General features: G+C 63.4%; 22 protein-coding genes. 11 read left to right on the top strand and 11 right to left on the bottom strand.

The genetic code is table 11. From position 1 onward, the window contains the following. Positions 1-405 precede the first annotated feature (405 nt). The 11 genes from F599_RS14200 to F599_RS14210 all read right to left on the bottom strand — a co-directional run bounded on the left by F599_RS14200 (position 406) and on the right by F599_RS14210 (position 10,856). Positions 406-1,101 carry a hypothetical protein gene (locus tag F599_RS14200; protein WP_019543545.1) on the bottom strand — a complete coding sequence of 232 codons (696 nt, stop codon included), beginning with the start codon at positions 1,099-1,101 and terminating at the stop codon, positions 406-408. Positions 1,102-1,178: 77 nt separating this feature from the next. Continuing rightward, positions 1,179-1,895 carry a 16S rRNA (guanine(527)-N(7))-methyltransferase RsmG gene (gene rsmG / locus F599_RS0110870; RefSeq protein ID WP_019543546.1) on the bottom strand — a complete coding sequence of 239 codons (717 nt, stop codon included), beginning with the start codon at positions 1,893-1,895 and terminating at the stop codon, positions 1,179-1,181. Positions 1,896-2,050: 155 nt separating this feature from the next. Continuing rightward, the gene (gene mnmG / locus F599_RS0110875; RefSeq protein WP_019543547.1) at positions 2,051-3,937 is read right to left on the bottom strand and encodes a tRNA uridine-5-carboxymethylaminomethyl(34) synthesis enzyme MnmG; all 1,887 of its coding nucleotides are present in this window, start codon (positions 3,935-3,937) and stop codon (positions 2,051-2,053) included. A gap of 60 nt (positions 3,938-3,997) precedes the next feature. Next, on the bottom strand, positions 3,998-5,398 hold the full coding sequence (gene mnmE / locus F599_RS0110880) for a tRNA uridine-5-carboxymethylaminomethyl(34) synthesis GTPase MnmE (protein WP_019543548.1): 1,401 nt from the start codon (positions 5,396-5,398) through the stop codon (positions 3,998-4,000). A 177-nt stretch (positions 5,399-5,575) separates the two neighbouring features. After that, the gene (gene jag, locus F599_RS0110885) at positions 5,576-6,337 is read right to left on the bottom strand and encodes an RNA-binding cell elongation regulator Jag/EloR (protein ID WP_019543549.1); all 762 of its coding nucleotides are present in this window, start codon (positions 6,335-6,337) and stop codon (positions 5,576-5,578) included. Next, entirely contained in the window at positions 6,334-7,017 is a 684-nt protein-coding gene (locus F599_RS0110890) for a YidC/Oxa1 family membrane protein insertase (protein WP_019543550.1), read from the bottom strand. Before F599_RS0110890 ends, jag begins: the two co-directional genes overlap by 4 nt. Positions 7,018-7,094: 77 nt before the next feature. Beyond that, positions 7,095-7,304 (bottom strand): membrane protein insertion efficiency factor YidD, encoded by a 210-nt coding sequence (gene yidD / locus F599_RS0110895; protein ID WP_019543551.1) that lies wholly within the window; start codon positions 7,302-7,304, stop codon positions 7,095-7,097. A 95-nt stretch (positions 7,305-7,399) separates the two neighbouring features. Next, the gene (gene rnpA, locus F599_RS0110900) at positions 7,400-7,765 is read right to left on the bottom strand and encodes a ribonuclease P protein component (protein WP_019543552.1); all 366 of its coding nucleotides are present in this window, start codon (positions 7,763-7,765) and stop codon (positions 7,400-7,402) included. A gap of 100 nt (positions 7,766-7,865) precedes the next feature. Continuing rightward, entirely contained in the window at positions 7,866-8,000 is a 135-nt protein-coding gene (gene rpmH / locus F599_RS0110905; protein ID WP_019543553.1) for a 50S ribosomal protein L34, read from the bottom strand. Positions 8,001-8,138: 138 nt separating this feature from the next. Then, complete coding sequence (locus F599_RS14205; RefSeq protein ID WP_019543554.1) at positions 8,139-9,155, bottom strand: substrate-binding domain-containing protein; 1,017 nt, start codon at positions 9,153-9,155, stop codon at positions 8,139-8,141. 12 nt (positions 9,156-9,167) lie between these two features. After that, on the bottom strand, positions 9,168-10,856 hold the full coding sequence (locus tag F599_RS14210) for a methyl-accepting chemotaxis protein (protein ID WP_019543555.1): 1,689 nt from the start codon (positions 10,854-10,856) through the stop codon (positions 9,168-9,170). A 498-nt stretch (positions 10,857-11,354) separates the two neighbouring features. On the opposite strand from F599_RS14210, the gene dnaA reads away from it, so the two are divergent. The 11 genes from dnaA (at position 11,355) to htpX (ending at position 24,912) form a co-directional block, all read left to right on the top strand. Continuing rightward, positions 11,355-12,917: a chromosomal replication initiator protein DnaA gene (gene dnaA, locus F599_RS0110920; protein ID WP_019543556.1), complete on the top strand. Its 1,563-nt coding sequence runs from the start codon at positions 11,355-11,357 to the stop codon at positions 12,915-12,917. Positions 12,918-13,194: 277 nt separating this feature from the next. Beyond that, the gene (dnaN, locus tag F599_RS0110925; RefSeq protein ID WP_019543557.1) at positions 13,195-14,307 is read left to right on the top strand and encodes a DNA polymerase III subunit beta; all 1,113 of its coding nucleotides are present in this window, start codon (positions 13,195-13,197) and stop codon (positions 14,305-14,307) included. A 16-nt stretch (positions 14,308-14,323) separates the two neighbouring features. After that, complete coding sequence (locus tag F599_RS0110930; protein ID WP_019543558.1) at positions 14,324-14,542, top strand: RNA-binding S4 domain-containing protein; 219 nt, start codon at positions 14,324-14,326, stop codon at positions 14,540-14,542. Between the two features lie 5 nt (positions 14,543-14,547). Next, positions 14,548-15,663 carry a DNA replication/repair protein RecF gene (gene recF, locus F599_RS0110935; RefSeq protein WP_019543559.1) on the top strand — a complete coding sequence of 372 codons (1,116 nt, stop codon included), beginning with the start codon at positions 14,548-14,550 and terminating at the stop codon, positions 15,661-15,663. A 130-nt stretch (positions 15,664-15,793) separates the two neighbouring features. Next, positions 15,794-16,783: a DciA family protein gene (locus tag F599_RS0110940; RefSeq protein WP_019543560.1), complete on the top strand. Its 990-nt coding sequence runs from the start codon at positions 15,794-15,796 to the stop codon at positions 16,781-16,783. Further along, complete coding sequence (gene remB / locus F599_RS0110945; protein ID WP_019543561.1) at positions 16,761-17,021, top strand: extracellular matrix regulator RemB; 261 nt, start codon at positions 16,761-16,763, stop codon at positions 17,019-17,021. The genes F599_RS0110940 and remB overlap by 23 nt, the downstream gene beginning before the upstream one ends. A gap of 312 nt (positions 17,022-17,333) precedes the next feature. After that, entirely contained in the window at positions 17,334-19,382 is a 2,049-nt protein-coding gene (gene gyrB / locus F599_RS0110950) for a DNA topoisomerase (ATP-hydrolyzing) subunit B (RefSeq protein ID WP_026327958.1), read from the top strand. A gap of 120 nt (positions 19,383-19,502) precedes the next feature. Next, entirely contained in the window at positions 19,503-20,495 is a 993-nt protein-coding gene (locus F599_RS0110955) for a GGDEF domain-containing protein (RefSeq protein ID WP_019543563.1), read from the top strand. Next, positions 20,492-22,906, top strand: coding sequence for a transporter substrate-binding domain-containing protein (locus tag F599_RS0110960; RefSeq protein WP_019543564.1), 2,415 nt, complete (start codon positions 20,492-20,494; stop codon positions 22,904-22,906). Before F599_RS0110955 ends, F599_RS0110960 begins: the two co-directional genes overlap by 4 nt. A gap of 339 nt (positions 22,907-23,245) precedes the next feature. Continuing rightward, positions 23,246-23,947 (top strand): TerC family protein, encoded by a 702-nt coding sequence (locus F599_RS0110965; RefSeq protein ID WP_019543565.1) that lies wholly within the window; start codon positions 23,246-23,248, stop codon positions 23,945-23,947. Positions 23,948-24,045: 98 nt separating this feature from the next. Further along, positions 24,046-24,912 carry a zinc metalloprotease HtpX gene (gene htpX, locus F599_RS0110970; protein WP_019543566.1) on the top strand — a complete coding sequence of 289 codons (867 nt, stop codon included), beginning with the start codon at positions 24,046-24,048 and terminating at the stop codon, positions 24,910-24,912. Positions 24,913-25,348: the final 436 nt, after the last annotated feature.

Consider the following 25,348-nt stretch of genomic DNA (forward strand, 5'->3'; position numbering starts at 1 on the left):
TGTACTCTTCGGAGACAAACCGGAGGCGTAGCGGGCTACGCTGAGGATTTGTCGACAACGAGAGGACAGTGCAGACGCGCGAAGACGGAGTACCGAATGAATCCGTGCTTCCTTAAGGAAGCGCTGATTAAATGAGGTACTCCGGATTTGCGTAGATGCGCTGTACTCTTCGGAGACAAACCGGAAGCGTAGCGGCAAAACGCTCCATCGCGTTTTGTGCTGAGGATTGTCGAGGGCGAGAGGACAGCGCAGACGCGTGAAGACGGAGTGTTGAATGAATCCGTGCTTCCTGAATGAGAGAGTTCCACAAGCGATGCATGATCAGATATCCACGCAAATAGCAAATTATCCACAAAGTTGTGCACAACTTTGTGGATAACTCGCCATTTTCTGATAGGAACTTGATTAGAAAGACACCCGCAGGTATTCCTCCACGGCGTCGCGGATGCTCATGTTATTTCTGGAGGCGCCGCCGAGTCTGTTCTTGCCCGCATAGGTTACGGCGCTCTCGTAGATGACGTCCTCGATGGAGTCCGGCGTGAGGTCTTCCCAGTTCTGCGCCTGATAGCCGCGTCCCTTCACCGTGTTGTCCGGACGCCCGCCCGTGACCTCGAGCTCCGAGAGGAATTGGATCTGCCGCGTCTTCGGCCGTACATAGTAATGCGCGAGGTAGTATTTCTCCGGGTAGGTGTAGGTGCCGTCGCTGCCGTCATTCGGCGCTTCCTGCGTGAGCTTCACCCAGACATCGATGATGTATTCATCGCCGCTGTGCGGCAGGGGAATCCAGCGGAGATTTCTCGTGTCGAGGTCGTAGCGGTAGCCGTTGTCCGTCAGAATCTGCGCGTACCGCGCTTTGGGGGCTTTTTTCTTTTTCTCCCGCGGCTTCCTCGTTGTCGCCTGCAAACCGGCGGCCTTCCCATCAGCGCGGCCCGCGAGGGTGCCGGTGGAGGCGGTCACTGCCTGGGTAGCTGCCTGGTCATCGGCCTGCTGTGCGGCGGCCGCGTCGCTTGCTGTCTGCGCGGCGGCCGGATCTGCCTGCTGCGCGGCCGCGTGGGAAAACAGGCAGCTTGCGGCGAGGCACAGTACTAGAAATCGTTTCATTCCCTCTCCTCCTTTACTCTTCGCAGTTCCTCAGGAGTTGCCAAAGGAACCGTGCTTCTCTGGCCTTCCCTGCCTGCTCAGAGCGGCTTCTTCGCCGGTGTGCCGGCCTTGCGCGGGTAGGAACGCGGCGTGGGGCGTTCCTTCCTGATGAGGATGACGGCACGGACGTCGTCGAGGCCGGGCAGGTGGACGGGGCGCGTCTCCTCGATCGTACCGCCGAGGAGCTTCAGCGCGCGCGCAGCCTCGCGTGCCTCGTCTTCGTACTGACGTCCCTTGAGCGCGAGGAGGTGGCCGCCCTCTTTCACGAAGGGCAGCGTGTACTCGAGCAGGACGGGCAGGCGGGCGACGGCGCGGCTTACGGCGAGGTCGTAGCGCTCGCGGTGCGCCCGGTCGCGCGCCGCCTCCTCCGCGCGCGCGTGGATGCAGGCGACACCTTGGAGGCCGAGTGCGCTTACGACGGTCTCGAGGAATTTCACGCGCTTGCCGAGCGAGTCCATGAGCGTCAGGCGGATGTCCGGCGCGAAGATCTTGAGCGGCAGGCCCGGAAAGCCCGCGCCTGTGCCCACGTCGATGACGGCGGGCGCGCCGCCAAAGAGCGCCGCGTCGTAGGCGGTGAGCGAGTCGATGATGTGCTTCACGGCGACGTCTCCAGGAGCGGTGAGGGCCGTGAGGTTCATTTTCTCGTTCCACGTGATGAGCAGCTCGTAGTAGCGCGTGAAGGCCGCGAGCTGCGCCTCGCTGAGCGCGATGCCGGCCTCGGCCGCTGCCGCGCGCAGCGCCTCGGTAAATTCCATGTCTGTTCCTCCTCTTTTCCTCTCGTCATCCCCTGCCAGGCTGCGCCATAGAACGCGGCTGGCGGCGCTGCCCTACGCCTGCCGCCACTTCTGGCTCCCTGCGCTCTGATGTTCAAGCGTCCGGCGTTTCTATGCTTATCTTTCGCCGCGCGTCGTTATTTTCCTGCCTGCCGCCGCTGCTGCTCGAGCCAGACGAGGAGCACGGAGATGTCGGCGGGCGAGACGCCGCTGATGCGCGACGCCTGACCGACGCTCTCGGGGCGGATGGCGGTGAGCTTTTCGCGCGCCTCGTCGCGCAGGCTCGGCACAGCGGCGTAGTCGATATTATCCGGCAGGCGCTTCGCCTCGAGGCGCTCCATGCGCGCGACCTGCTCCTGCTGTTTCTTGATGTAGCCCTCGTAGCGGCTGCTGATCTCCACCTGTTCACGCACCTCCGGCGCGAGCTCCGGGAGCTCCGGGAACGCCGCGCGGATCGTCTCATAGGTCGCGCCGGGACGGCGCAGGAGGTCGCAGCCCGTCGCGCGCGTGTGCACGGGGTCGAGCCCATGCGCCACGAGCCGCTCGTTCGTCTCGCGGCTCGGCGTGAGCACGAGGCCCGTGAGCGATCGCTCGGCGGCCCCGATCGCGGCCTGCTTTTTCTCGAACCGCGCCCAGCGCGCGTCGCTGACGAGGCCGATGCGGCGGCCGATGGGCGTGAGGCGCGCGTCGGCGTTGTCCTGGCGCAGCAGCAGGCGGTACTCGGCGCGGCTCGTCATCATGCGGTAGGGCTCGTGCGTACCCTTCGTCACGAGGTCGTCGATGAGCACGCCGATGTAGGCCTCCGAGCGCTTCAGGACGACGGGCGGCGCGCCCTTGATATACTGCGCGGCGTTGATGCCCGCGATGATGCCCTGCGCGGCGGCCTCCTCGTAGCCGGAGGTGCCGTTCGACTGTCCCGCGGAGAAAAAGCCGCGGATCGTCTTGAACTCGAGGCTCGGCCGCAGCTGCGTCGGATCGATGCAGTCGTACTCGATGGCGTAGCCCGCGCGCATGACGTGCGCGTGCTCGAGCCCCGGGATGGTGTGGAGGAACGCGAGCTGCACGTCCATCGGCATGCTCGTGCTCATGCCCTGTACGTAGACCTCGTTCGTGTGCAGGCCCTCGGGCTCGAGAAAGAGCTGATGGCGCTCCTTGTCGGGGAAACGCAGGATCTTCGTCTCGATGGAGGGGCAGTAGCGCGGGCCGACGCCCTGGATGATGCCGTTCGCCATCGGCGCGCGGTCCATGTTGTCGCGCAGGATCTTGTGCGTGCGCTCGTTCGTGTAGGTGAGGTAGCAGGGCACCTGCTCGCGCGTGCGCACATCGCTCATAAAGGAGAAATTGCGCGCCTCCTCATCGCCCGGCTGCAGCTCCATCTTCTCATAGTCGAGCGTGCGCGCGTCGACGCGCGCCGGCGTGCCGGTCTTGAAACGCATGAGGCGGACGCCCGCCTCGGCGAGCGAGGCGGAAAAGCGCATCGCGGGGCGCTGGCCGTTCGGCCCGCCGCTGTACGTGTGCTCGCCGATGATGATGCGCCCGCGCAGGTATGTGCCCGTCGCCATGACGATGGCGCGCGCGAGGTAGACCTCGCCCGTCTCCGTGACGACACCGCGCACGCCCTTCTTGTCCTCCGTGAGCAGGAGGTCGGTGATGAGAATCTGCTTGACGTCGAGATGCTCGGTGTTCTCGCACGTCTCCTTCATCGTGAACTGGTAGAGCTTCTTGTCCGCCTGCGCGCGCAGCGCGTGGACGGCCGGGCCCTTGCCCGTGTTGAGCATGCGGAACTGGATGCAGGTCCTGTCCGCGTTCACGCCCATCTCGCCGCCTAAAGCGTCGACCTCGCGCACGAGGTGGCCTTTCGCCGGGCCGCCGACGGACGGGTTGCACGGCATGAGCGCGATGTTATCCATCGAGAGCGTCGCGAGCAGCGTCTCGCAGCCGAGCCGCGCGGCCGCGAGCGCCGCCTCGACGCCCGCGTGTCCGGCGCCGATGACGATGATGTCATACGTTCCTGCAGTAAACAAAATGTGATGGCCTCCCTTGCCCTGCGGCCCCTGTGGCCGCTGCCTGCCGCCTTGCCGCGGCTATTTCCCGATGCAGAATTTGCTGAAAATCTCGTCGATGATGTCCTCGCCGACCGTCTCGCCCGTGATCTCGCCGAGCTTCTCCCAGGCGGCGCGCAGGTCGATGGAGATGAAGTCGACGGAGAGCCCCGCGCCGATGGTCTTGAGTGCCGCGCCGAGCTGCGCGTCCGCCGCGCGCAGCAGCGCCGCCGAGCGCTCGTCGGAGACGAAGCTCCCCTCCTCGAGGCCGCTGCCCGTGCCCGCGAAATCGCCGATGGCCGCGGCGAGGGCAGAGAGTCCCTGCTCCTCGCGCGCGGAGATGGCGAGGATGGTGGGCGCCGCGGCGTCTCCCCCCGCGCATCTCGCGTAGGCCGCGGCGAGCGCCGCGGGCGTCGTCACGGGCGGCAGATCCGACTTCGTGAGCAGGAGCAGCGCGGGACGCCCCGCGACGAGGGAGAGGATCTCCTCATCCTCCGTGCCCAGCGGCTGCGCGGCGTCGAAGAGCGCGAGCACGAGCGCCGCGCGCTCGATGTAGCCGCGCGCCTTCTCGACGCCGATGCGCTCCACGGCATCGTCCGTCTCGCGGATGCCCGCCGTGTCGATGATGCGCAGCGGCACGCCGCCGATGTCGGCATACTCCTCGATGCTGTCGCGCGTCGTGCCCGGGATGTCCGTGACGATGGCGCGCTCCTCGCGCAGCAGCGCGTTCATGAGGCTCGACTTGCCGACGTTCGGCTTGCCGACGATGGCCGTCGGCAGCCCATCCCGGAGGATGCGCCCCGTGTGCGCTGTCGCGAGCAGTGCGCGGATCTCCTGGCGCAGCTGCGCTACCGCGCGCTCCACCTCGTCGATGACGACATCGTCAATCTCATCCTCGGGGAAGTCGATAGCCGCCTCGAGATGCGCGATGAGCCCGAGGCACTTCTGCCGCATGGCGTGGATCTTCCCGGAGAAATGCCCCGCGAGATGACCCTCCGCGACGCGCAGCGCGCGGTCCGTGCGCGCGCTCACAATCTCCATGACCGCCTGCGCCTGCGAGAGGTCGAGCCGCCCGGAGAGGAACGCCCGCTTCGTGAACTCGCCGCGCTCCGCACTGCGCGCGCCCGCCGCGAGCACGCGGCCGAGCACGCGGCGCAGCACGATACTGCCGCCGTGGCACGAGAGCTCGACGACATCCTCCCGCGTATAGGAGTGCGGCGCGCGCATGACGAGCGCGAGCACTTCGTCGATGGGCGCGCCCTCCTCATCTACGACGTGGCCGTAGAGCACGCGCTGCGTCTCGGCGTCCTTGAGACTTTTCCCCGACGCCGCGCGGAACACCGCGTCCGCCACCTCGATGGCGCGCGCGCCGCTGATGCGCAGCATGCCGACGCCCGCCTCGCCGGGCGCCGTCGCGATGGCCGCAATCGTATCCGCCTGCATAGTCCTCATCCTTTCCCTGATGTCGAACGAGATGCCGCCTGACCTCGCGGCCCAGCCTCTCTCCCGGCACGAAAAAAGGGCGCTCCCCAGAGGAGACAGCCCTTTCACAGCAGTCTTTCATCCCCGCGCGGGGATTCTTGATTCACCTGTATCCATGAGTGCACGCCTCTGCTGCGCTCAGTCCTCGCCGCGCTCGCGGCTCCAGTCGCGCTGGTAGCGGCGGCGGCGCTTCGGCGCGATCACGACGCAGCGGTACGGCTCGTCGCCGTCGCTGTACGTGCTCACGCGGTAGTTGTCCTGCAGCGCCATGTGGATGATCTTGCGCTCGTGCCGATTCATCGGCTCGAGGCGCACCTCCGCGTGGATGCGGCACGCCTTCTCCGCGAGATGACCCGCGAGGCGGCGCAGCGTCTCCTCGCGGCGGCTGCGGTAGCCCTCGACGTCGAGAATGACGTGGATGCGCCCCTCCTCGCAGCCGCGGTTCGCCGCGAGATTCGTGAGATACTGGAGCGCGTCGAGCGTCTGCCCGTGCTTGCCGATGAGGATGCCGAGGCTCTCGCCGCTGAGGTCGTAGACATAGCCCTCGTCCGTCTCCCGCGCAGACATCGCCACCGTGAGCCCCATGCAGCGGAAGATATCGCGCAGGAACTGCTCCGCGCGCGCGCGCGGCGTCCCTGCCGCGGGCGCCGCCGACGCAGATGCTGCCGGCTGCGCGCCAGCAGGCGCAGCCGCTGTAGCAGCTGGCGCAGCAGATGTCACGTCCTCCTGCTTCTCCGTCACGCGCAGGCGCGCCATATGGCCGCCGAACAGACCGAAGAAGCCGCGCGAAGGCTGCTCGAGCACCTCGTAATCGACCTCATCCTTTGAGCGTCCGAGCGCGATGAGCGCCTTTTCGAGCGCCTCCTCGACGGTCTTGCCCGTCTCGATGACCGTGCTCATGCATCCGCCCCCTTCTTCGCGCCCGATTTCTCCTCACCGCGGTACATCCACCACTGCTGCGCGATCTGGCAGAAGTTCATCGCGGCCCAGTAGAGCACGAGACCCGAAGCGAAGTTCCAGCTCATGAAGCCGATGAAGAGCGGCATCACATACGCCATCATCTTCATCTGCGTATTGCTCATATCGGACGTCTGGCGCGTCTGCCAGTACGTCGTCACCGCCGCGATCACGGGCAGGATATGCGTCGGATCCGGTTCGGACATCGACGGCAGCCAGAGGAACTGCGCCGCCTCCGGCGAAGGATACTGGAAATTGAACAGCGAGTAATACATGCCCATGAGGATCGGCATCTGGATGAGCAGCGGCAGACAGCCAGCGAGCGGATTCACGCCGGCGTCCTTGTAGAGCTCGCCGATCTTCTGCTGCATGAGCTGCGGATTGTCCTTGTACTTCTCCTGGAGCTTCTTCATCTTCGGGGAGAGCTCCTGCATCGCCTTCATCGACTTGATCTGCTTGACCGTCAGCGGATAGAGGCACATCTTCACGACGATGGTCAAAAGGATGATGGCAGCGCCGTAGCTGCCGAATCCCGTCAGCGAAGTGAGATTGTAGAGAATCTGCAGCACGAAGGCGAGAATCTCCTCGATCGGCTGGAAGAGTGTCGAAAAAATACCTGTCAATTCATCACGTCCATTTCCATCTTACGTAGGTTGACCATCTGCGCACCAAAGGAATCATGAAAGTATGTACAAAACCATCACGGCACGGGATCGTACCCGCCCGCGTGGAAGGGATGGCAGCGCAAGATGCGGCGTAGCGCGAGCATGCCGCCGCGCCGCGCGCCATAGCGCGCAATCGCCGTCATCGCGTAGGCCGAGCACGTCGGCACATAACGGCACGTCGGCGGGAAAAGCGGCGAAATCGCCGCGCGATAAAAAGAAATCAGAAAGAGAAGCACCTGCTTCATGCCATCCGCCTCGCTTTTGGGAAGCACGGACGCAGCCAGTACTGCCCCAGTCACCGCCAAGGCCGCGGTCCGCTCCATCACAGACGCCGCAGACCTCAGCGCAGGATCCCGGCTTTGCGGCAGAGCGCGAGATACGCGCGCTCGACCTCCTGGCACTTCGCCGCAACGGCCGCCTTGCGGCCGACGAGGATCAGCGCCGTGCGCGGCGCGAGCTCCGCCCGGTGCTTGCGGTAGCTCTCGCGCAGCAGCCGCTTCACGCGGCTCCGGCGCACAGCGCAGCCGAGCTTCTTGCCCGCGGCGAAGCCGACCTCGCCGTAGAGCGGCTTTGGATCGCCCTCATGCATATGAAAAACATAAAGGACAAGATACCGGTTCGCATAGGAACGACCTGCCCGGTAGACCCGCTGGAAGCAGGCACTCCTCTTGAGCATCAGCCGCCGCGGCAGCGTGTTCGTGCGCATTCCCTGCATCTCTCCTCGTTGAAAACTCCTGGAAGCTGCCGTCTTCGCAGCAGTTTCCCAATATAATGGAAAAAGGCCACCTAAGTGACCTGAACCCATCTTATGCGGAAATCTTTTTCCGGCCACGCTGGCGTCTTCTCTTCAGGACGAGACGGCCGCCCTTCGTCTTCATGCGCTCGCGGAAGCCGTGCGTCTTCTTGCGCCAATGGTTGTTCGGCTGAAATGTCTGCTTCAATCCTTCCACCTCCTTTAGTGGCATAGCTCTGCCTAGATAGCTATCCCAAATTATAAATCAGCTGACAGGAACGTGTCAAGCGTCCGCGGAAAAAATGAACGATTCCCCGGAAAACCAGTGAAAATGCTTCCCCGGGACTCATTTCACCTCATCGAGATTGTCCTTGTCAATGACGAGCGGCGTGCAGAGGTACGACGGTACCACGAGGACGCCGTTGTTGTAGGATTTGACGTCGTTGATATCCGGCTGCGTCCCCTCGACCACGGCCTTGATCATGCGGACGGTCTTGGCGACGAGGATCTCCGGATCCTTGTAGATCGTGATGGTCTGCTGGCCGCTGCGGATGGCCTCGAGCGCCTTGCTCTCCGCGTCCTGCCCCGTGAGCAGCGGCATCGCCGTATAGCCGCCGGCTGCCAGCGCCTCACGGATGCCGCCGGCGACGCCGTCATTGGGAGCGAGAATGACATCGAGATGCTTGCCGGCGTCGGGCCCGCGCAGCAGCTTGCTCATGCGCTCCTTCGCATGTTCCGGCTTCCAGTCCTTGGTATTGACCTGATCGAACGACTTCTCTCCGGACGGGATGACGAGCTGTCCCCGGTCGAGATACGGCTCTAAGACCTTCATCGCGCCGGAGAAGAAGAGATGCGCGTTGTTGTCCGCGGGATCTCCCGCGAAGACCTCCATATGGAACGGGCCCGCGCCGCTCTTGAGGCGGAGCTTGGCCTCGATGTATTCCCCCATCGCCTCGCCCACCGCTTCGTTGTCGAAGGCGGCATAGTACGATACCGCGTCCGTATTCATGATGAGGCGGTCGTATGCGATCACAGGGATGTGCTGCGCCTTCGCCTCAGCGAGCACATCCGTCAGCGCCTCGCCGTCGACAGCGCCGATGACCAGGCACTTGGGGCGCGCGGCGATCTGCTTTTTGATCTGCTCGATCTGCTGCTCCGAGGTATCCGCGAACTGCAGATTGACGGTGAAGCCCTCCTGCTCCAGCATCTCCTTGATGGTCTGCCCGTTCTTCTGCCAGCTCGATGAGGAGTTGGCAAAGGAGACGGCGACGCTCTTATCCGTCTGCCCGCTGCCGCAGCCAGAGAGTAAAAGCAGGGAGACGGCCAGTACCAAGAGGCCGCACCAGTGAATGAAATATTTCATGATCTGCCCTCCTTAGATCCGGAATTTTTCCGTCGTCGCGGATAGCTCCTGCGCCAGATTGGAAAGCTTCTTGCTGGCATCGGCGACCTCATCCATAGAAGCCGACTGCTCCTCCGTGGCCGCGGAGACGGACTCCGTCTCGGCAGCCACGTCGCGTCCGGACTGATTGACGCCCTCCATGACCTCGACAAGCGCCTCGGCGCGCTTCGCGGACTTGCGGGCCTCCTGCTGGATGGTATCCGCCTGCGCCGTCAGCTCCGTCACGGCCTCGGCGATATGCTCAAAGGCCGTTCCCGCCTCGCTCATGACCTTGCGTCCGCCCTCTACATCGGATGTTCCCTTCTCCATCCGCTGCACCGCCTGCTCCGTATCCACCTGGATCGTATGAATCAGCGCGGCGATCTTCTGTGCCGCGGCGTCGGACTCCTCGGCGAGCTTGCGCACCTCCTCCGCAACGACGGAGAAGCCGCGTCCCGCCTCGCCTGCCCGCGCCGCCTCGATGGCCGCGTTGAGAGAGAGCAGATTCGTCTGCTCGGCGATACCGGAAATGGTCACGGAGATCTGGCCGATCTCCGCGGAGCGGTCCGCCAGCTTCCGGATCACCTGGGCCGAATCCGTCACCGAATCGGCAATCTCCGCCATCTGTACGGCAGCGCCATCGATGGCCGCCTTGCCCTGTCCGGCGATGTGCTCGACCCTGCGGGCCGAATCCGCCGACGCCGTCGCCTTCTCCTGGAATCCCTGGATGCTATCAGACATCTCCTGGATATCCGTGAGAGACCGGCTGACCGCCTCGCCCTGCTGGCTCGTATTGCCGGCGACGTTCGTGACGGACGCGGCGACCTGCTGCGTGGCCTGCGCTGACTGGCTGGCGTTCTCCGTCAGCTGCGCCGCGAAGGTCGAGACCTCCGAGGCCGTCTTCTGGATATGCTCGATCAGCGTGCGCAGATTGCGGATGGTATCGCCGTAAGCTGCCGTCAGCTCGCCGAACTCATCCTGCGTCTTCGGCACGGCTTCGACCGTCAGATTCCCGCCGGCCACCTCGCGGGAAACCTGCATCAGATAGCGCACGGACTTCATGATGCCCGCACTCAGATAGAACGCCATGACGCCGGAGAGTCCTGCGACCAGCAGGATGCAGACGATGAGCGTCCACTTCGTCTGCTCATACTTTTTCGATGCCTCGGCGCTCTCCTGATGGATGAAATCCTTGTTGCTGTCGACGACGCGGTTCAGCTGGTTCGTCATCGAGGCGTACTGACTGCCGGAGCGATCGAGCAGCGCTGCCGCTTCCGCCTGGTTCCCATCCTTGGCGAGACGAATGACCCTCTGCGAGGTATCCTTGTACGCGCTCCAAGTGCTGCGCAGCGCATCGAAATCATCGCGCACCTCCGGCGCGACGGAGGAATCCATCGCATCGAGAGCGATATCGAGCTGATCGGCCTTCTTCTTCGTCTCCTGTGCAGCATGGATGCGGTTCGGCAGCGTCGTCGCCGTCAGCACCGCGTACTCGCCCTGACGATAGTCCGAAAGCGTACGGCTGCTTTCCGCGCCGATCATCACGCTCGACAGGTGCTCCGTCGCGATCCTCAGCGCGCCGCTGTTGATTTGGTTCAAGCTGTACCCCGTATAGAGCCCGTTCGCTACAAAAATAGCGATGAGCACCCCAAAGACGAGAAACAGCTTCTTGCGGATGGTCATACGATCCACAAATCTCCCCCTCCTTGCCTTGAGTAATCCCTGCAATATTTTATATAGTATTTCAAAATCATTATATCATAAACGGGTATCAGTTGAAAGCAATATTCGTCCTAATGGAAACAACGTCTCCGCCTCCCGACATCTCGTCGCCCGCGGAAAAAAGTGGACAACTCTGTGCATTCTGTGGATATTTATAGGTGAAACCGCCGTTCCTCCACGAAAACCTGTTGATAACTCGTCCTGCTTTTGATAAACTAGTCTTGATTCTTTTCACGTCATCCTCCCTTTGTCCACAGGACTTATCCACTAACCGCATACGCCTCGCTTCTCTTACGATTACAAACTGCCGTGGCCTCCATGACGCGGATTTGTAATTTTTTTTGCGGCTTTCCCACATGCGTGCCTGGAAGTTATCCACACTTGTGGATGAATTTGTGGATAACATTTCCCCCTGTGGACGAATCCTATCATTATCTATACCAGAAAGGACCTATCTCTATGCCGACGAAAGAAACTGATCTCAAGGCCATCTGGCTGGAAATCCTCACGAAAGTGCAGGAATCCCTCTCGAAGGTGGCCTGCGAAAAATGGCTGCTGCCCGTGCGCCCCATCCGCCTCGATGAGCGCACGCTCGAGCTCGCCGCGCCGAATGACTTCTCCAAGGACTGGATCAAGGACCGCTACATCCCCATCCTCGAAGATGCCGTCGCCGACGTGCTCGGCACGCCGCGCAGCGTCGAGCTCATCAGCCTCGACCTGCCGGCCCCGAGCGACGAGGACCAGCCCGAGGAAACGCGCACGCCGCGCAAGGTGCAGAAAGCCGCCAAGGCCGCCCGCAGCCAGCGCAGCAGCCACCGCGCAGCTAAGGGAGAAAGCATCGAGCAGCCGACGCTGCTCGGCGACGAGGGCGCGGACGCCGCGCCAGACGCCGCCGCGCTATCGCTCCCGAAGGATGAATGGCAGGAGGAAGCCGCCGCCGGCGAGGCGAACGGACGCGGCAGCCACAAATATCCGTCGCCCATCGCGCCGGGCGACGCCTCGACGCTCAACCCGAAATACACTTTCGACACCTTCGTCACGGGCAAGAGCAACCAGCTCGCGCACGCCGCCTCCATCTCCGTCGCAGAGAACCCGGGCCACGGCTACAACCCGCTCTTCCTCTACGGCGGCGTCGGCCTCGGCAAGACGCATCTCATGCACGCCATCGGCCACCGCATCCTCAAGAACCACCCCGAGATGCGCGTGCTCTACGTATCGAGCGAGAAGTTCACGAACGAGCTCATCAACTCCATCCGCGACGGCCACCCGGAGAAATTCCGCGACAAATACCGCACGATCGACGTGCTCATGGTCGACGACATCCAGTTCCTCTCCGGCAAGACGAGCACGCAGGAGGAGTTCTTCCATACCTTCAACGCGCTGCACGACGACAACAAGCAGATCATCCTCTCGTCCGACCGCCCGCCCAAGGAGGTCGAGAAGCTCGAGGAACGCCTGCGCTCCCGCTTCGAGTGGGGCCTCATCACGGACATCCAGGCGCCGGACCTCGAGACGCGCATCGCCATCCTGCGGAAAAAGGCCATGGTCGACAACATCGAGGTGCCGAACGACGTGATGTTCGCCATCGCGAACCGCATCGACACGAACATCCGTGAGCTCGAGGGCGCGCTCACGCGCGTCTGCGCCTACGCCTCCCTCACGAAACAGCCCGTGACGACGAACGTCGTCTCCGAAGCGCTCAAGGACCTCTTCCCCACGAGCAGCAGCAAGGAAATCACGCTCGAGATCATCCAGGAGATCGTCGCCGCCTACTTCAAACTGCAGGTCGAGGACCTGCACGCGAAAAAGCGCAGCCGCAGCATCGCCTTCCCGCGGCAGATCGCCATGTACCTCTGCCGCGAGCTCACCGAGAGCAGCCTGCCGGCCATCGGCCAGTTCTTCGGCGGACGCGACCACACGACAGTGCTGCACGCCTACGACAAGATCAAGAAAGAAAAGGAAACGGACGAGAAGCTCAACCAGACCATCAATGAGCTCATCGCACGCATTCAGAAGATGTGACGCAGCTTATCCCTAAGCACCTGTGGAAAACCATGTGGAGATGCTTCTGTATATCCTGTCGATGATTTGTGGATAAGTACTGCTTGCCAAGATCGCTGTGCATGCTGTGGATAACATCAGCCAACCTCCCTCTCCCTTATCTACAGGTTACCCACAGCCACCCTGTGCAGATCCTGCCGCATCACACCGCTTATCCACTTTTCCACAAGCCCTACGACTACGACAACTATTTTTCTCAAAGATAACGAGCCTTATTAAAAACAAGGAGCGAGGCAAAATGAAATTCACCTGTCAGAAACAAGAGCTCACAGGCGCCCTTTCCATCGTGAGCAAAGCCCTCTCGAGCAAACCGCAGATGCCCATCCTCTCCGGTATCTACCTCAGAGCCGAGAGCGGCCAGCTCGAACTTGAAGCCACGGACTTCGAGCTCGGCATCATCATCGCCATCGATGCGGAGATTACGCAGCCGGGACAGATGACACTTCCCGGCCGCTACTTCCAGGAAGTTATCCGCAAGCTGCCTGGGGATACCGTCAGCATCGACGAGGACAGCGAGGCAAAGAGCGTGCGCATCCAGTCGGCGGCCGCGAACTACACCCTGCGCACGATGAACGCCAGCGAATACCCAGTCATCCACAGGCTCGAGGGAGATCTCCATTTCACAATCAAGGACAATGTCCTCCGTTCTCTTGTGAAAAAGACTGTATTCGCCTGCTCGAATGACGAGAGCCGCCCCATCTTCACCGGCGTCTACATGGATATCGATCAGAACACCGTCACGATGGCGGCGACGAATACCCACAGGCTCGCTGTGAAAAAAGAGACGTTCGACGCACCCATCGGCGCGATGAAGCTCATCATTCCTGCCAAGGTACTGAATGAGCTGCTGCACATCCTGACCTCGGAGATCCCGAGCGACGTCGAAGTCACTTGCTCCCTGAACCAGGTGAGCTTTGCGTTCGAGAACATCTATATGACCTCCCGTCTCATCGAGGGCGCGTTCCCCAACTACCGCAACGTCATCCCGCAGAACCTCACGGTGAAGGTCGAGGCCGCTACGAGCGAAATCAGCGCGGCGATGGACCGCGTCTCCCTCATCAGCCGTGCGAACGACTACAACGTCGTGAAGCTCGACTTCCACGACGAGCAGCTCCACATCTCCTCGAGCAACCCCGACATCGGCCAGGCGGAGGAGACGCTCCCCGTCGCCATCGAGGGTGACGCCATCCAGATTGCCTTCAACGCGACCTACCTCGTTGACGTGCTCAAGGCGCTCGACGGTGAAAGCTGCGTCATCTCGCTGCATCAGCCGCTGAGCCCCATCACCATCACCGAGCCGGACGATCCGGATTTCATCTACGTTGTGACGCCTGTGCGCACGGCGCATTGAGGGGAAGGGAAAGACTATGACGACGAAAATCTCCATCGACACGGACACCATCCAGCTCGACCAGTTCCTCAAATGGGCCGGCGTCCTCGCCTCGGGCGGCGAGATACGGCAGCTCATCGAGGAGCGGCGCATCCGCCGCAACGGCGAGATCGAGACGACGAAGCGCCGCCGCCTCGCGCCCGGCGACATCATCGAGATCGAGGGCCTCGGCAGCTACGAGGTCACGAGGGACTGAGAAATATGCTCGTTCACGCCATCGCACTCAAGAACTACCGCAACTACGAAAGCCTGACGCTCACGCTCGATGAGGGGATCAACATCTTCCTCGGCGCGAACGCGCAGGGCAAGACGAATCTTTTAGAGGCCATCTGCTACGCGTCGCTCGGGCGCTCCCACCGCACGCATCAGGATGGGGATCTCATCCGCTTCGGACAGGAGGCCGGCTCGCTGCAGCTGGCCTTTTCGCGTTTTGCGGCGAAGAGCCGCCTCGAGTTCCTCTTCGCGCGCGGCAGGCGGCGGAAGATCAGCCTCAACGGCGAGCCCATCCGCCAAAAGGAGCTCGTCGGCACGCTCAACACCGTCCTCTTCTCCCCCGAGGATCTCTTCCTCATCAAGGGCGCGCCCGCCGAGCGGCGGCGCTTCCTCGACGGGGAGATCTCGCAGGCGAGCCCCGCCTACTACCACGAGCTCGCGACGTATCAGCGCCTCGTCGCGCAGCGGAACGCGCTCCTGAAGCGCATCCGCGAGCGGCGCGCCGCGCCCGCCGCGCTCGCGCCCTGGGAGCCGCAGCTCGCGGCGAGCGCCGCGCGCGTGACGGGCAAAAGGCTCGAGGTCGTGCGCAAGCTCGGCATGCTCGCGAACCTCATGCAGCGCCGCATCTCCGGCAGCCAGGAGAACCTCGCGCTCTCGCTCGTCATCGACGGCAGCGGCGGCGAGGCGCCGCCTACGGTGACAAATGCGCTCGAAACATGGTATAATGAGAAACTACAGGAGTGCCGGGAAAATGACATCGCGCGCGGCGCGACCACCGTCGGCCCCCACAGGGACGACCTCATACTCGCCGTCAATGGCGTCAACCTGCGTTCCTTCGGCTCGCAGGGCCAGCAGCGCACGGGCGCGCTCTCGCTGAAGCTCTCCGAGCTCGAGTTCCTGCGCTCCGAGACGGGTGAATATCCCATCCTGCTTCTCGACGACGTCATGAGCGAGCTCGACGCGGACCGGCGGCAGGCGCTGCTCGCCTTCCTGCGCAAGGAGCACATCCAGACCATCATCACGGCGACGGACGCGGCGTATTTCCCGCGCGCGCCCCTGGGCACCCGCTACCGCGTCGCGGCCGGGCAGGTCGCGCGCATGTAGCGCGCGGCTGCGCGCCTGCTGCCGTGCGGCGATCGTGTGCTGCTGCGCCCGCTATTTGACCTTGCGGGCGGCCGCGCTGCGCGCGTGCGCATCCCCTCGCGTCGGAAAATTGTGGAAAGGAACGGGCGGCATGAAGAAAAAGCGTCATCCGGGCGTCGAGCCCGTCAAAAGCATCCTCCCGAAGAGCATCCACGCCCTCGGGCCGAAGGTCGAGCAGCGCTACCTGCGCGAGAGCGTCGTCGGCCACTGGAGCGAGATCGTCGGTGCGCCGATCGCGCGGAGCGTCGAGGCCGTGCGCATCCTCCGCGACGTGCTCTGGCTCTACTCGCCGGACGCCGTCTGGCGGAACCAGATCATGATGATGCAGCTCGACATCTGCCAGCGCGTCAACAACTTCGCTGGCTGCCGCCTCGTAAAGGAAATGCGCTTCGCGCGGAGCGGCCGCGTGCGGCAGGCCGTCGCACAGGCGCGGGAGGACGCCGCGGCTGAGGGGCTCGCCGCGCTGCCGGAGGAGCGGCTGCGCGCGCAGGTCGCGCGCGCGGACCTCACGGAGGAGGAGATCGCCGCCGCGCGCACGCGCTGCGCGGGCGTCGAGGATGAGGCGCTGCGGCAGCGGCTCTTCCGCCTGACGCTCAGCCAGGCGAAGCTCCGCCATGTACGGGAGGCGCACGGCTATCACCCATGCGAGGACTGCGGCGCGCTCTGCCCGCCGGGCGCGAAGCGCTGCGGCGTCTGCGAGATGCGCCACGATGAGGCGCTGCGCACGGAGGTCACGCGCCTCCTGCGCGACGTGCCGTGGCTCCGCTACGCCGAGGCGAAGGAAAGCATCCCCGAGGTGACGCCCTCGCTGCTCGCGAGCTGTCGCGTCTCCCTCATCCAGTCGCTCGCGGCGAAGGTGCTCCTCACCGACTACGAGAGCCTCGCGGCCAAGACGCTCACGATGCTCTTTCGCTGCCTGCCGCCGGAGCAGCTCACGGAGGACAAGGTCAAGCGCACGCTCTACTACCTGCGCGGCAGCCTCGCGAAGCCCAGGGAGTGGCAGCCCGTCAAGCGCTACGACTACATAGACTGGGGCAAGAAGAAAGCAGGTGAGAGCCGTGTTCCTACATCTCGGCCGTAACATATCCGTGCGCATCGCGGACGTCGTCTCCATCCACGACATCCGCCTCTTCACCGCGCCCGGCGCGCCAGGCTGCGACCTGCTCCAAAGGCAGCGGGCCGCGGGCAGCGTCATCGACGCCGCGCGAGAGAAACAGCCAAAATCACTCATCATCACAGAGAAAAATATCTACCTGTCCGCGATATCCCCGATGACGCTCATGCGCCGGGCGCGGCAGACCTACGGAACCACTGATTAATTCGGCACTCCGTCTTCACACGTCTGCACTGTCCTCCCGTCGTCGACAAATCCTCAGCACAAAACGCGATGGAGCGTTTTGCCGCTACGCCTCCGGTTTGTCTCCTAGGGAGATACAGTGCATCCGCGTAAATCCGGAGCACCTCATTTAATCAGCGGTTCCTTATCAATACGTCAGGGGAAACGACGCCTGATGCCGCCTTTCCCGGAGATGCCGCCGCAGTGCAGCCAGGAGGAAGCGCCGACGCGCGCTCCCGGGGCGCATGCAGCCGGCATTTCCCATCCAGCCGCGAAGATAGGAGAGAATACTTTCATGGCAAACGAGAACGACAAGAAGATTGATTTCACGCAGGAGGCGCCGGAGGCGCAGCAGAGCGCCGTCGATCCCGAGCTCATCGACAAGGACTTCGACACGACGGGCGTCACCATCCACACCGACGAGTCGAGCGCCGAGGTCACGGCCGTGAGCGCCGACTACGGCGCCGAGCAGATCCAGATCCTCGAGGGCCTCGAGGCCGTCAGGAAGCGCCCGGGCATGTACATCGGCTCGACCTCGGAGCGCGGCCTGCACCACCTCGTCTACGAGGTCGTCGACAACTCCATCGACGAGGCGCTCGCGGGCTACTGCGACCACATCGACGTCACGATCGAGCAGGACAACAGCATCACCGTCACCGACAACGGCCGCGGCATCCCCGTCGACATGCACGAGAGCGGCAAGCCTGCCGTCGAGGTCGTGCTGACCGTGCTGCACGCGGGCGGCAAGTTCGGCGGCGACGGCTACAAGGTCTCCGGCGGCCTGCACGGCGTCGGCGTCTCCGTCGTCAACGCCCTCTCCACCTCGATGGACGTTGAGGTCAAGCGCGACGGCAAGATCCACGAGATCGCGTTCCGCCGTGGCGTCACGGTGAAACCGCTCACCGTCGTCGGCACGACGGAGGAGACGGGCACGCGCGTCCACTTCTGCCCGGATCCTGAGATTTTCACCGTCACGGAGTACAGCTTCGAGACGCTCAGGCACCGCCTGCGCGAGCTCGCGTTCCTCAACCACGGCATCACCATCACGCTCGCGGACGCGCGCGGCGAGCAGCCGCGGCGCGAGGTGTTCCACTACGACGGCGGCATCAGCTCCTTCGTCGAGCACCTCAACCGCAAGAAGGAAAAGCTCAACCCGACGCCCATCTACTTCAACGGTACGAAGGACGACACCGTCGTCGAAATCGCGCTGCAGTACAACGACAGCTATCAGGAAAATATCTACTCCTTCGTCAACAACATCAACACGGAGGAGGGCGGCACGCACCTCGCGGGCTTCAAGATCGCGCTCACGCGCGCGGCGAACGACTTCGCGCGCAAGCAGGGCATCCTCAAGGACAAGGACGGCAACCTCACGGGCGAGGACGTGCGCGAGGGCCTCACCTGCGTCATCAGCCTCAAGATCCGCGAGCCGCAGTTCGAGGGCCAGACGAAAACGAAGCTCGGCAACAGCGAGGTGCGCGGCATCGTCGACTCCATCGTGACCGAGGGCCTCAGCGAGTATTTCGATGAGAACCCCGCCATCACGAAGCGCATCATCGACAAGGCCATCATGGCGAGCCGCGCGCGTGAGGCGGCGCGCAAGGCGCGCGAGCTCACGCGCCGCAAGAACGCGCTCGAGGTCTCGAGCCTCCCGGGCAAGCTCGCGGACTGCTCCATCAAGGATCCCGACCAGGCCGAGATCTACCTCGTCGAGGGCGACTCCGCAGGCGGCAGCGCCAAGCAGGGCCGCGACCGCCGCTTCCAGGCCATCCTGCCGCTCCGAGGCAAGATCTTGAACGTCGAGAAAGCGCGCCTCGACAAGATCTTCGCGAACGCCGAGATCCGCACGATGATCACGGCGTTCGGCACGGGCATCAGCGAGGAGTTCGACCTCGCGAAGCGCCGCTACGGCAAGATCATCATCATGACGGATGCCGATGTCGACGGCGCACACATCCGCACGCTGCTCCTGACGTTCCTCTACCGCTACATGAAGCCGCTCATCGAGCACGGCCACGTCTACATCGCACAGCCGCCCCTCTACCAGATCAAGAAGGGCAAGAAGCACTGGTACACCTACAGCGACGACGAACTCGCGAAAAAGCTCGACGAGGTCGGCCGCGACGGCATCACCGTCCAGCGCTACAAAGGCCTCGGCGAGATGAATCCCGAGCAGCTCTGGGAGACGACGATGGACCCTGAGGGCCGCACGATGCTGCGCGTCGAGATGGAGGACGCGGAGGAGGCTGACGAGCTCTTCACCATCCTCATGGGTGACAAGGTCGAGCCGCGCCGCCAGTTCATCGAGGAGAACGCGAAGCTCGTGAGGAACCTCGATATCTGATTTCACAAGGCATCACAGCTGAGAAAACGAAGCCGCGAACGTGCTCTTCCCGTTCGCGGCTTTTTTCTGTATAATGGGAATAAAACAGATACGGAAAAGAACAAAGGAGGCTTTCAAGCGATGGAGAAATTCTTTTATCTTATTCTGGCGTGTCTTTTCGCCGGTCTCCTTTTCTATATCCACCGCCTGCGGCGGCAGGTGTGTCGACTGGGCAAATTCACGCAGTTTTTCTACGGCGCCGCGTCTGCTTTGGGCTTGCTGACGGTCGGCTACGAGGTGGGACGCGACGTGGCGACGCTCTCTCCCGACTGCGCACGCCTCTTCCACCTGCCCGAGGAGCTGCCGGATTTCTCACGCGGCCGGGAGGCGGCGGAGGCGGACGCGGCCCATCCGCTCTACCCCATCTACCACTGCCTCGGCGCCTTTGCCGCTGATACGCCCTATCAGTACCTGCGCCGCGGCGAGGCGCCGCGCCGCTTCCTCATGAAGAGCTTCGTGCTGAAGGACGAGGAGGGACGCCCCTACTACCTGCTCGGCGTCTTCCGCGACATCACGCAGCAGGCGAACGAGGAGGCGCGGCTCGTCGCGCGCGCCCAGTTCGACGGGCTCACGCGCATCCACAACTCCGGCGCGACGCGCAGCTGGATGCGCGAGCACATCGGGCGGCCGCGCGCGGACGGCACGCGCGGCGGCATGCTGTTCCTGCTCGACGTCGACCATTTCAAGGGCGTCAACGACACGATCGGCCACCAGGGCGGCGACCGCGCGCTCATCTGCGTGGCGAACGCGCTGCGGCAGGCGTTCGCCGGGCGCGGCTTTCTCGGGCGGCTCGGCGGCGACGAGTTCATCGCCTACCTCGCGACGGAGGACGCGGCGGAGGCGGAGACGCTCGCGCGTGCCATCCACGAGAACGCGCGTCGGCTCGGCAAAGAGGCAGGACTCCCCCTCGACCTCACCGTCAGCATCGGCTGCGCCCTGCTCGCGGATGAGGACTACGAGGCGGCCTACAAGAAGGCCGACCGCGCGCTCTACGCCGCGAAGGAAAAGGGGCGCAACACACATGTGATTCTCCCCGCAGACGGCGGGCAGCAGGAAAGGAAGGAAACGCCATGAAACAGCGTCTCGGCTATCTCTCCCTCCTGCTCGCGCTCTGCGCGCTCGTCTGCCTGTTCCCGGCGGCCGCGGCCGCTGAGGACGCCGCGCCGCCAACGCATGCGAAGGTGCGCGTCGGCTACTCCGCCTCTGGCAGCATGCTCTACCGGGACGAGGACGGCCACTACCTCGGCTACGATGCCCTCTATCTCTACGAGATCGCCCGCTATACGGGCTGGGACTATGAGTTCGTCCCCTACACCAACTGGTCGCAGGCCATCGCCGACGTCGCTGCTGGCCGCATCGACCTCCTGCCGACCGTGCTCAAGACGCCGGAGAGGGAGAAGAAGATGTTCTTTTCCCTCTATCCGATGGCCTCGACGAGCATCGCGGTCATCGCGCGCCCTGAAGATGATCGCTACATCTATGGCGATATCGGCAGCACGGATGGCGCGCGCGTTGGCGTGCGCGAGCAGACCGCGGACACGAAGGCTTTTTTCAACTGGGCAGCAAAGAACGGCCTGCACTTCGACATCGCGAACTACCACGATCGCGGCGATCTGCTCGCCGCACTGCGCGCCGGCGACATCGACCTCGCCGCGACCTCCTACGCGGGCGAGGCACAGAAGTTCCCCGCCATCGCCGAGTTCTCCCCGCAGGCGATGTATTTCGTCATCGCGCCGCAAAGGCCCCAGCTCGCTGCGCAGCTCGATCAGGCGATGGGCAACATCCTGCTCTACAACAGCTCTTTCGTCAGCACGCTCGAGCGTATCGCCCAGCCGGACAGGAACCGCTACCGCGTGCTCGTGAGCGACAAGGAGAAAGACTTCATCGCCGCATTGCCGCAGCAGCGCGTCGCGCTCCTCGTCGACAACGCCCCCTACTCCTACCTGCGCGACGGCAAGATGGAGGGCATCACCGTCCGCGTGCTCGAGCGCATCGCGGCACTCACGGGGATGAAGTTCATCTACGTGCCGGTCAAGGACGTCGAGGAGGCGTTCACGCTCCTTGCAGATGGCAAGATCGACCTCATCGGCAGCCTGTGCGTCAATTACAGCCGGGCGCAGGACTATGGCCTGCGCATGACGACGCCCTACGAGCAGGACAGCCTCGCCCTCCTCGTCCGCAGCGGACACGAGCCGGACCGCCTGGCGGCGACCGCCGGGAATGGTCTGCACCTGCGCGCGCAGATGCCGGACAAGGACTATGTGATGACCGCGACCTCGGCGGACGCGCTCTCGCTCCTCGAGCAGGGCAGCGTCGACGCCATCGCCTGTGACATGATGACCGCGACCTACTATGCGAGCCTCCTGCATCGGAGCGACTACGAGCTGCGGACATTGCCGAGCATCCCGGCCTACGTGGCACTCGCGCTCTCCAAGGACGCCGACCCGCAGATCGGCTTCCTGCTCGACCGCACGATCCAGTACCTCGTGACCACAGAGATGGACGAGATCGAGCAGAAGGAGATCAATGCGGCGCCGATCCCCTTGACGAATCTCTTCGACCGGCTTACAGGCGCGCAGGCCAACGCGCTCGTATTCCTGCTCGTCCTCGCCATCTGCCTCCTCGCCTATTTCCTCTGGATGCTCTGGCACAGGAACAGGCTCGAGCGGCGCGTCGCCGTCATCGAGCGCGAGCACGACAGCATGACTGCCTCGCTCGCCTGGGAAAAGAAGATCGGTCACGCGCAGCAGGACTTTTTCACCTACATGGACGACAACATCATGGATCCTGTGCGCACCTCGCTGAAACATCTCCTCGCGATGGGCGCCGCCGATCCTGAGAGCCCGCTCTACGAGGACTACCTGCGCTGCGGCCAGGTTCAGGACTTCCTCATCGAGGTGCGCCTGCTCAACCAGCTGACACAGGACAATCTCGCGCTCGCTGACTGGCAGGACATCCCGCTCGCCGACACGCTCAAGCGTCAGGGAAGCATCCTCTCCATGGCCGCGGCGCGCAAGAACATCCGCTTCACCATGGACTTCAGCGGCATCGGCGAGGAGCACGTCCTCGTCGAAAAGCGCCTCTTCCTCATGACGCTCACGCGCATCATGAGCTACCTCATCAAATACTCGCCCGCGGGCGGCAGCCTGCTCTTTTCCGGCTCCCTCTCGCACATGGGCGATGACCCGCAGCGCTGCGTGCTCTGGCTCTTCTTCCACGCGCCAAAGCTCATCGTCACCCCCGAGCTCCAGCAGGCCGCGGGCGCCATGCGCGAGAACGTGCAGAAGAATCCGCGCACCATCTATGAATGCATGGCCCAGGCGAAATGCCAGAGCATCGACGAGCGCGCCATGCTCATCCGCCTCGCCATCCTCGAGCTCCTCATCCCCAAGATCGGCGGCGAATGGGAACTTTCCTGCACCAAGGCCAAGGGCATGGAAGTCACCATCGACCTCGTGCTCGACCTCGCGGGCGGCGACAAGTGACTAAGAGGCATTGCGATGAAATGCTAGGTCATCTCTCATTTCCCCTTGAACATCCGCGCGAGATGTGCTATATTTTCTCTAGACATCCTCTGACAGGGGGAGTAGCTGCATGGCCAGTCATCGTCAATACGGAGCAATCCCGGTGTGGCCAGCTGATTGAGTAAGCGAGACCTTGTCCTGGTGCCTTTTCAGGTGCCGGGGCAAGGTCTTTTCTTATGGCGGCGCGCGGGAGTGCTGCGCGCGATGAATGGCTGTGCGCATCGCCTGTCTGTGTGCACTGTTTGCCAGTTTCTATTCGCCGCTGCCGCGGCGCCGTTTCCTTTGAAAGGAGTCTCACGCATGGAATCTCTCTTTGCCGGCATGTTCTCGCCGGAATGGTTCGCGGCCTTTACGAGCATCGTGCTTTTAGACCTCATCCTCTCGGGCGACAACGCCATCCTCATCGCGCTCGCCTGCAAGAACCTGCCGCCGCATCACCGGGGGCGCGCCATCCTCGTCGGCGGCATGGGCGCCGTCTTCATCCGCATCTGCTGCACGCTCTTCGCGACGGGGCTGCTCGCCGCGCCCTACCTCGAGTTCATCGGCGGCGCGCTGCTCCTCTACATCGCGGTGAAGCTCCTCACCGACCACAAGGGCGGCAGCGAGGAGACGGGCGCGCAGCCGACGACCTTCTGGGCGGCCGTGCGCACGATCCTCATCGCCGACTTCATCATGAGCATCGACAACGTCCTCTCCCTCGCGGGCGTCGCGAACACCGTACCCGAGGGGAAATGGAGCCTCATCATCTGCGGCCTCCTCGTCTCCATCCCCATCGTACTCTGCGGCGCGCAGTTCTTCCTGCTGCTCATGAAGAAGATCCCCGCGCTCGTCTACGCGGGCGCGGCCATCCTCGCCTACACGGCCGCCGAGCTCATGACCGGCGACCGCGCGCTCGGCAGCTACCTCGCAGCCTATGCGCCGCTCTTAAAGGCGCTCTTCATCATCGGCGTCCTCGGCCTCGGCTACTGCCTCAACCGCCGGGACAAGCGGCAGGAAAGGTAATCCTCCCCGTACAAATTTCCCCTTCCCTTTTTCAGAAAAACTTGCTACACTATAAGTAAGTCAAAAAGTCAATCAACCTTCACAAGGAGGCATCCATAATGAATACGCTCAAGACTCTCATCCTCATGGCGCTGCTCACCGGCATCATGGTCGCCGTCGGCGGCTCGTTCGGCGGCACGAGCGGCGCGACCGTCATGCTCCTCATCTCGCTCGGCATGAACCTCTTCTCCTACTGGTTCAGCGCGCCGATGGTGCTGCGTGCCTACGGCGCCCAGGAGGTCACGCGCGAGGAGGCGCCGGAGCTCTACGGCATGGTCGAGCAGCTCGCGGCGAACGCGCATCTCCCCATGCCGAAGCTCTGCATCATCAACAGCGACGTGCCGAACGCGTTCGCGACGGGCCGCAACCCCTCGCACGCTGCCGTCGCCGTCACGACGGGCATCATGCGCGTGCTCGACTACAACGAGCTCTCAGGTGTCCTCGGCCACGAGCTCACGCACGTCAAGAACCGCGACATCCTCATCTCGACGATCGCCGCGGCCATGGCGGGCGTCATCTCCTGGATCGCGAACATCGCCCAGTGGGCTGCCATCTTCGGCGTCGGCCGCAGCGACGATGACGAGGAGGGCGGCGGCCTCCTCGGCAGCCTCGTCACCATCATCATCGCGCCGATCGCGGCCTTCCTCATCCAGATGGCCATCTCCCGCAGCCGCGAGTACGCAGCGGACAAGGGCGGCGGCGAGATCTGCGGCAACCCGGAATACCTCGCGAGCGCCCTCGCGAAGATCGACTACTACGCCAAGCACGCCCAGCCGCTCCCAGACGCCACGCCGGCCACGGCCCACATGTTCATCGTGAACCCCCTCGAGGGCGTCGGCAGCACCATCATGAACCTCTTCTCCACGCACCCCGCGACGGAGGACCGCATCGCCCGCCTGCACGCGCAGGCGCAGGCGCGGCGGTGAGGCTGATCATGGCGGCTGGCGCGCCTGCATAGGAAACTCAACGCACAAACGTCTACTTTGTGGACATTGTGCGCCCGCCCTTAGAGGATTTCCAACCAATCGCGTTGCGCCTGCGGCTTGCGCTCTTGGGGATTCACATAAAAGGGGCTGTCTCACGAAAGCATTTTCGTGCGGATAGCCCCGTTTTCTTTGACCTCAATCACGGTCATCTGACACTGGCGATAATCATGGCATAAAAAACAGTACAAGAAACAGGCGGTCACCGATCGCCTCGTTTTTTGCACTGTTCTGTTTCAGGCTGCTGCCACAACTTGGATGAGGTGCACGCCTAATCGCTGTGCCTGTATTTTGCAATGCAATTTAAAAATGTTATGTGCCATTGCCAGCAGGATGGTTTCTGCCTCTACGTTGACATGCCCTTTTGTCAGGAAGCGGC

Origin of the sequence: Selenomonas bovis DSM 23594, assembly GCF_000381005.1 — a bacterium.
In the GTDB taxonomy this organism is placed as follows: domain Bacteria; phylum Bacillota; class Negativicutes; order Selenomonadales; family Selenomonadaceae; genus Selenomonas_C; species Selenomonas_C bovis.

Coding starts and splice junctions, on each gene's coding strand:
- dnaA (WP_019543556.1), top strand. CDS start 11,355: ATGCCGACGAAAGAAACTGATCTCAAGGCCATCTGGCTGGAAATCCTC.
- F599_RS0110965 (WP_019543565.1), top strand. CDS start 23,246: ATGGAATCTCTCTTTGCCGGCATGTTCTCGCCGGAATGGTTCGCGGCC.
- htpX (WP_019543566.1), top strand. CDS start 24,046: ATGAATACGCTCAAGACTCTCATCCTCATGGCGCTGCTCACCGGCATC.
- F599_RS0110940 (WP_019543560.1), top strand. CDS start 15,794: ATGAAGAAAAAGCGTCATCCGGGCGTCGAGCCCGTCAAAAGCATCCTC.
- gyrB (WP_026327958.1), top strand. CDS start 17,334: ATGGCAAACGAGAACGACAAGAAGATTGATTTCACGCAGGAGGCGCCG.
- F599_RS14210 (WP_019543555.1), bottom strand. CDS start 10,856: ATGACCATCCGCAAGAAGCTGTTTCTCGTCTTTGGGGTGCTCATCGCT.
- jag (WP_019543549.1), bottom strand. CDS start 6,337: ATGAGCACGGTCATCGAGACGGGCAAGACCGTCGAGGAGGCGCTCGAA.
- rsmG (WP_019543546.1), bottom strand. CDS start 1,895: ATGGAATTTACCGAGGCGCTGCGCGCGGCAGCGGCCGAGGCCGGCATC.
- F599_RS14205 (WP_019543554.1), bottom strand. CDS start 9,155: ATGAAATATTTCATTCACTGGTGCGGCCTCTTGGTACTGGCCGTCTCC.
- mnmE (WP_019543548.1), bottom strand. CDS start 5,398: ATGCAGGCGGATACGATTGCGGCCATCGCGACGGCGCCCGGCGAGGCG.
- rnpA (WP_019543552.1), bottom strand. CDS start 7,765: ATGCGCACGAACACGCTGCCGCGGCGGCTGATGCTCAAGAGGAGTGCC.
- F599_RS0110960 (WP_019543564.1), top strand. CDS start 20,492: ATGAAACAGCGTCTCGGCTATCTCTCCCTCCTGCTCGCGCTCTGCGCG.
- yidD (WP_019543551.1), bottom strand. CDS start 7,304: ATGAAGCAGGTGCTTCTCTTTCTGATTTCTTTTTATCGCGCGGCGATT.
- recF (WP_019543559.1), top strand. CDS start 14,548: ATGCTCGTTCACGCCATCGCACTCAAGAACTACCGCAACTACGAAAGC.
- F599_RS0110955 (WP_019543563.1), top strand. CDS start 19,503: ATGGAGAAATTCTTTTATCTTATTCTGGCGTGTCTTTTCGCCGGTCTC.
- F599_RS0110930 (WP_019543558.1), top strand. CDS start 14,324: ATGACGACGAAAATCTCCATCGACACGGACACCATCCAGCTCGACCAG.
- F599_RS14200 (WP_019543545.1), bottom strand. CDS start 1,101: ATGAAACGATTTCTAGTACTGTGCCTCGCCGCAAGCTGCCTGTTTTCC.
- dnaN (WP_019543557.1), top strand. CDS start 13,195: ATGAAATTCACCTGTCAGAAACAAGAGCTCACAGGCGCCCTTTCCATC.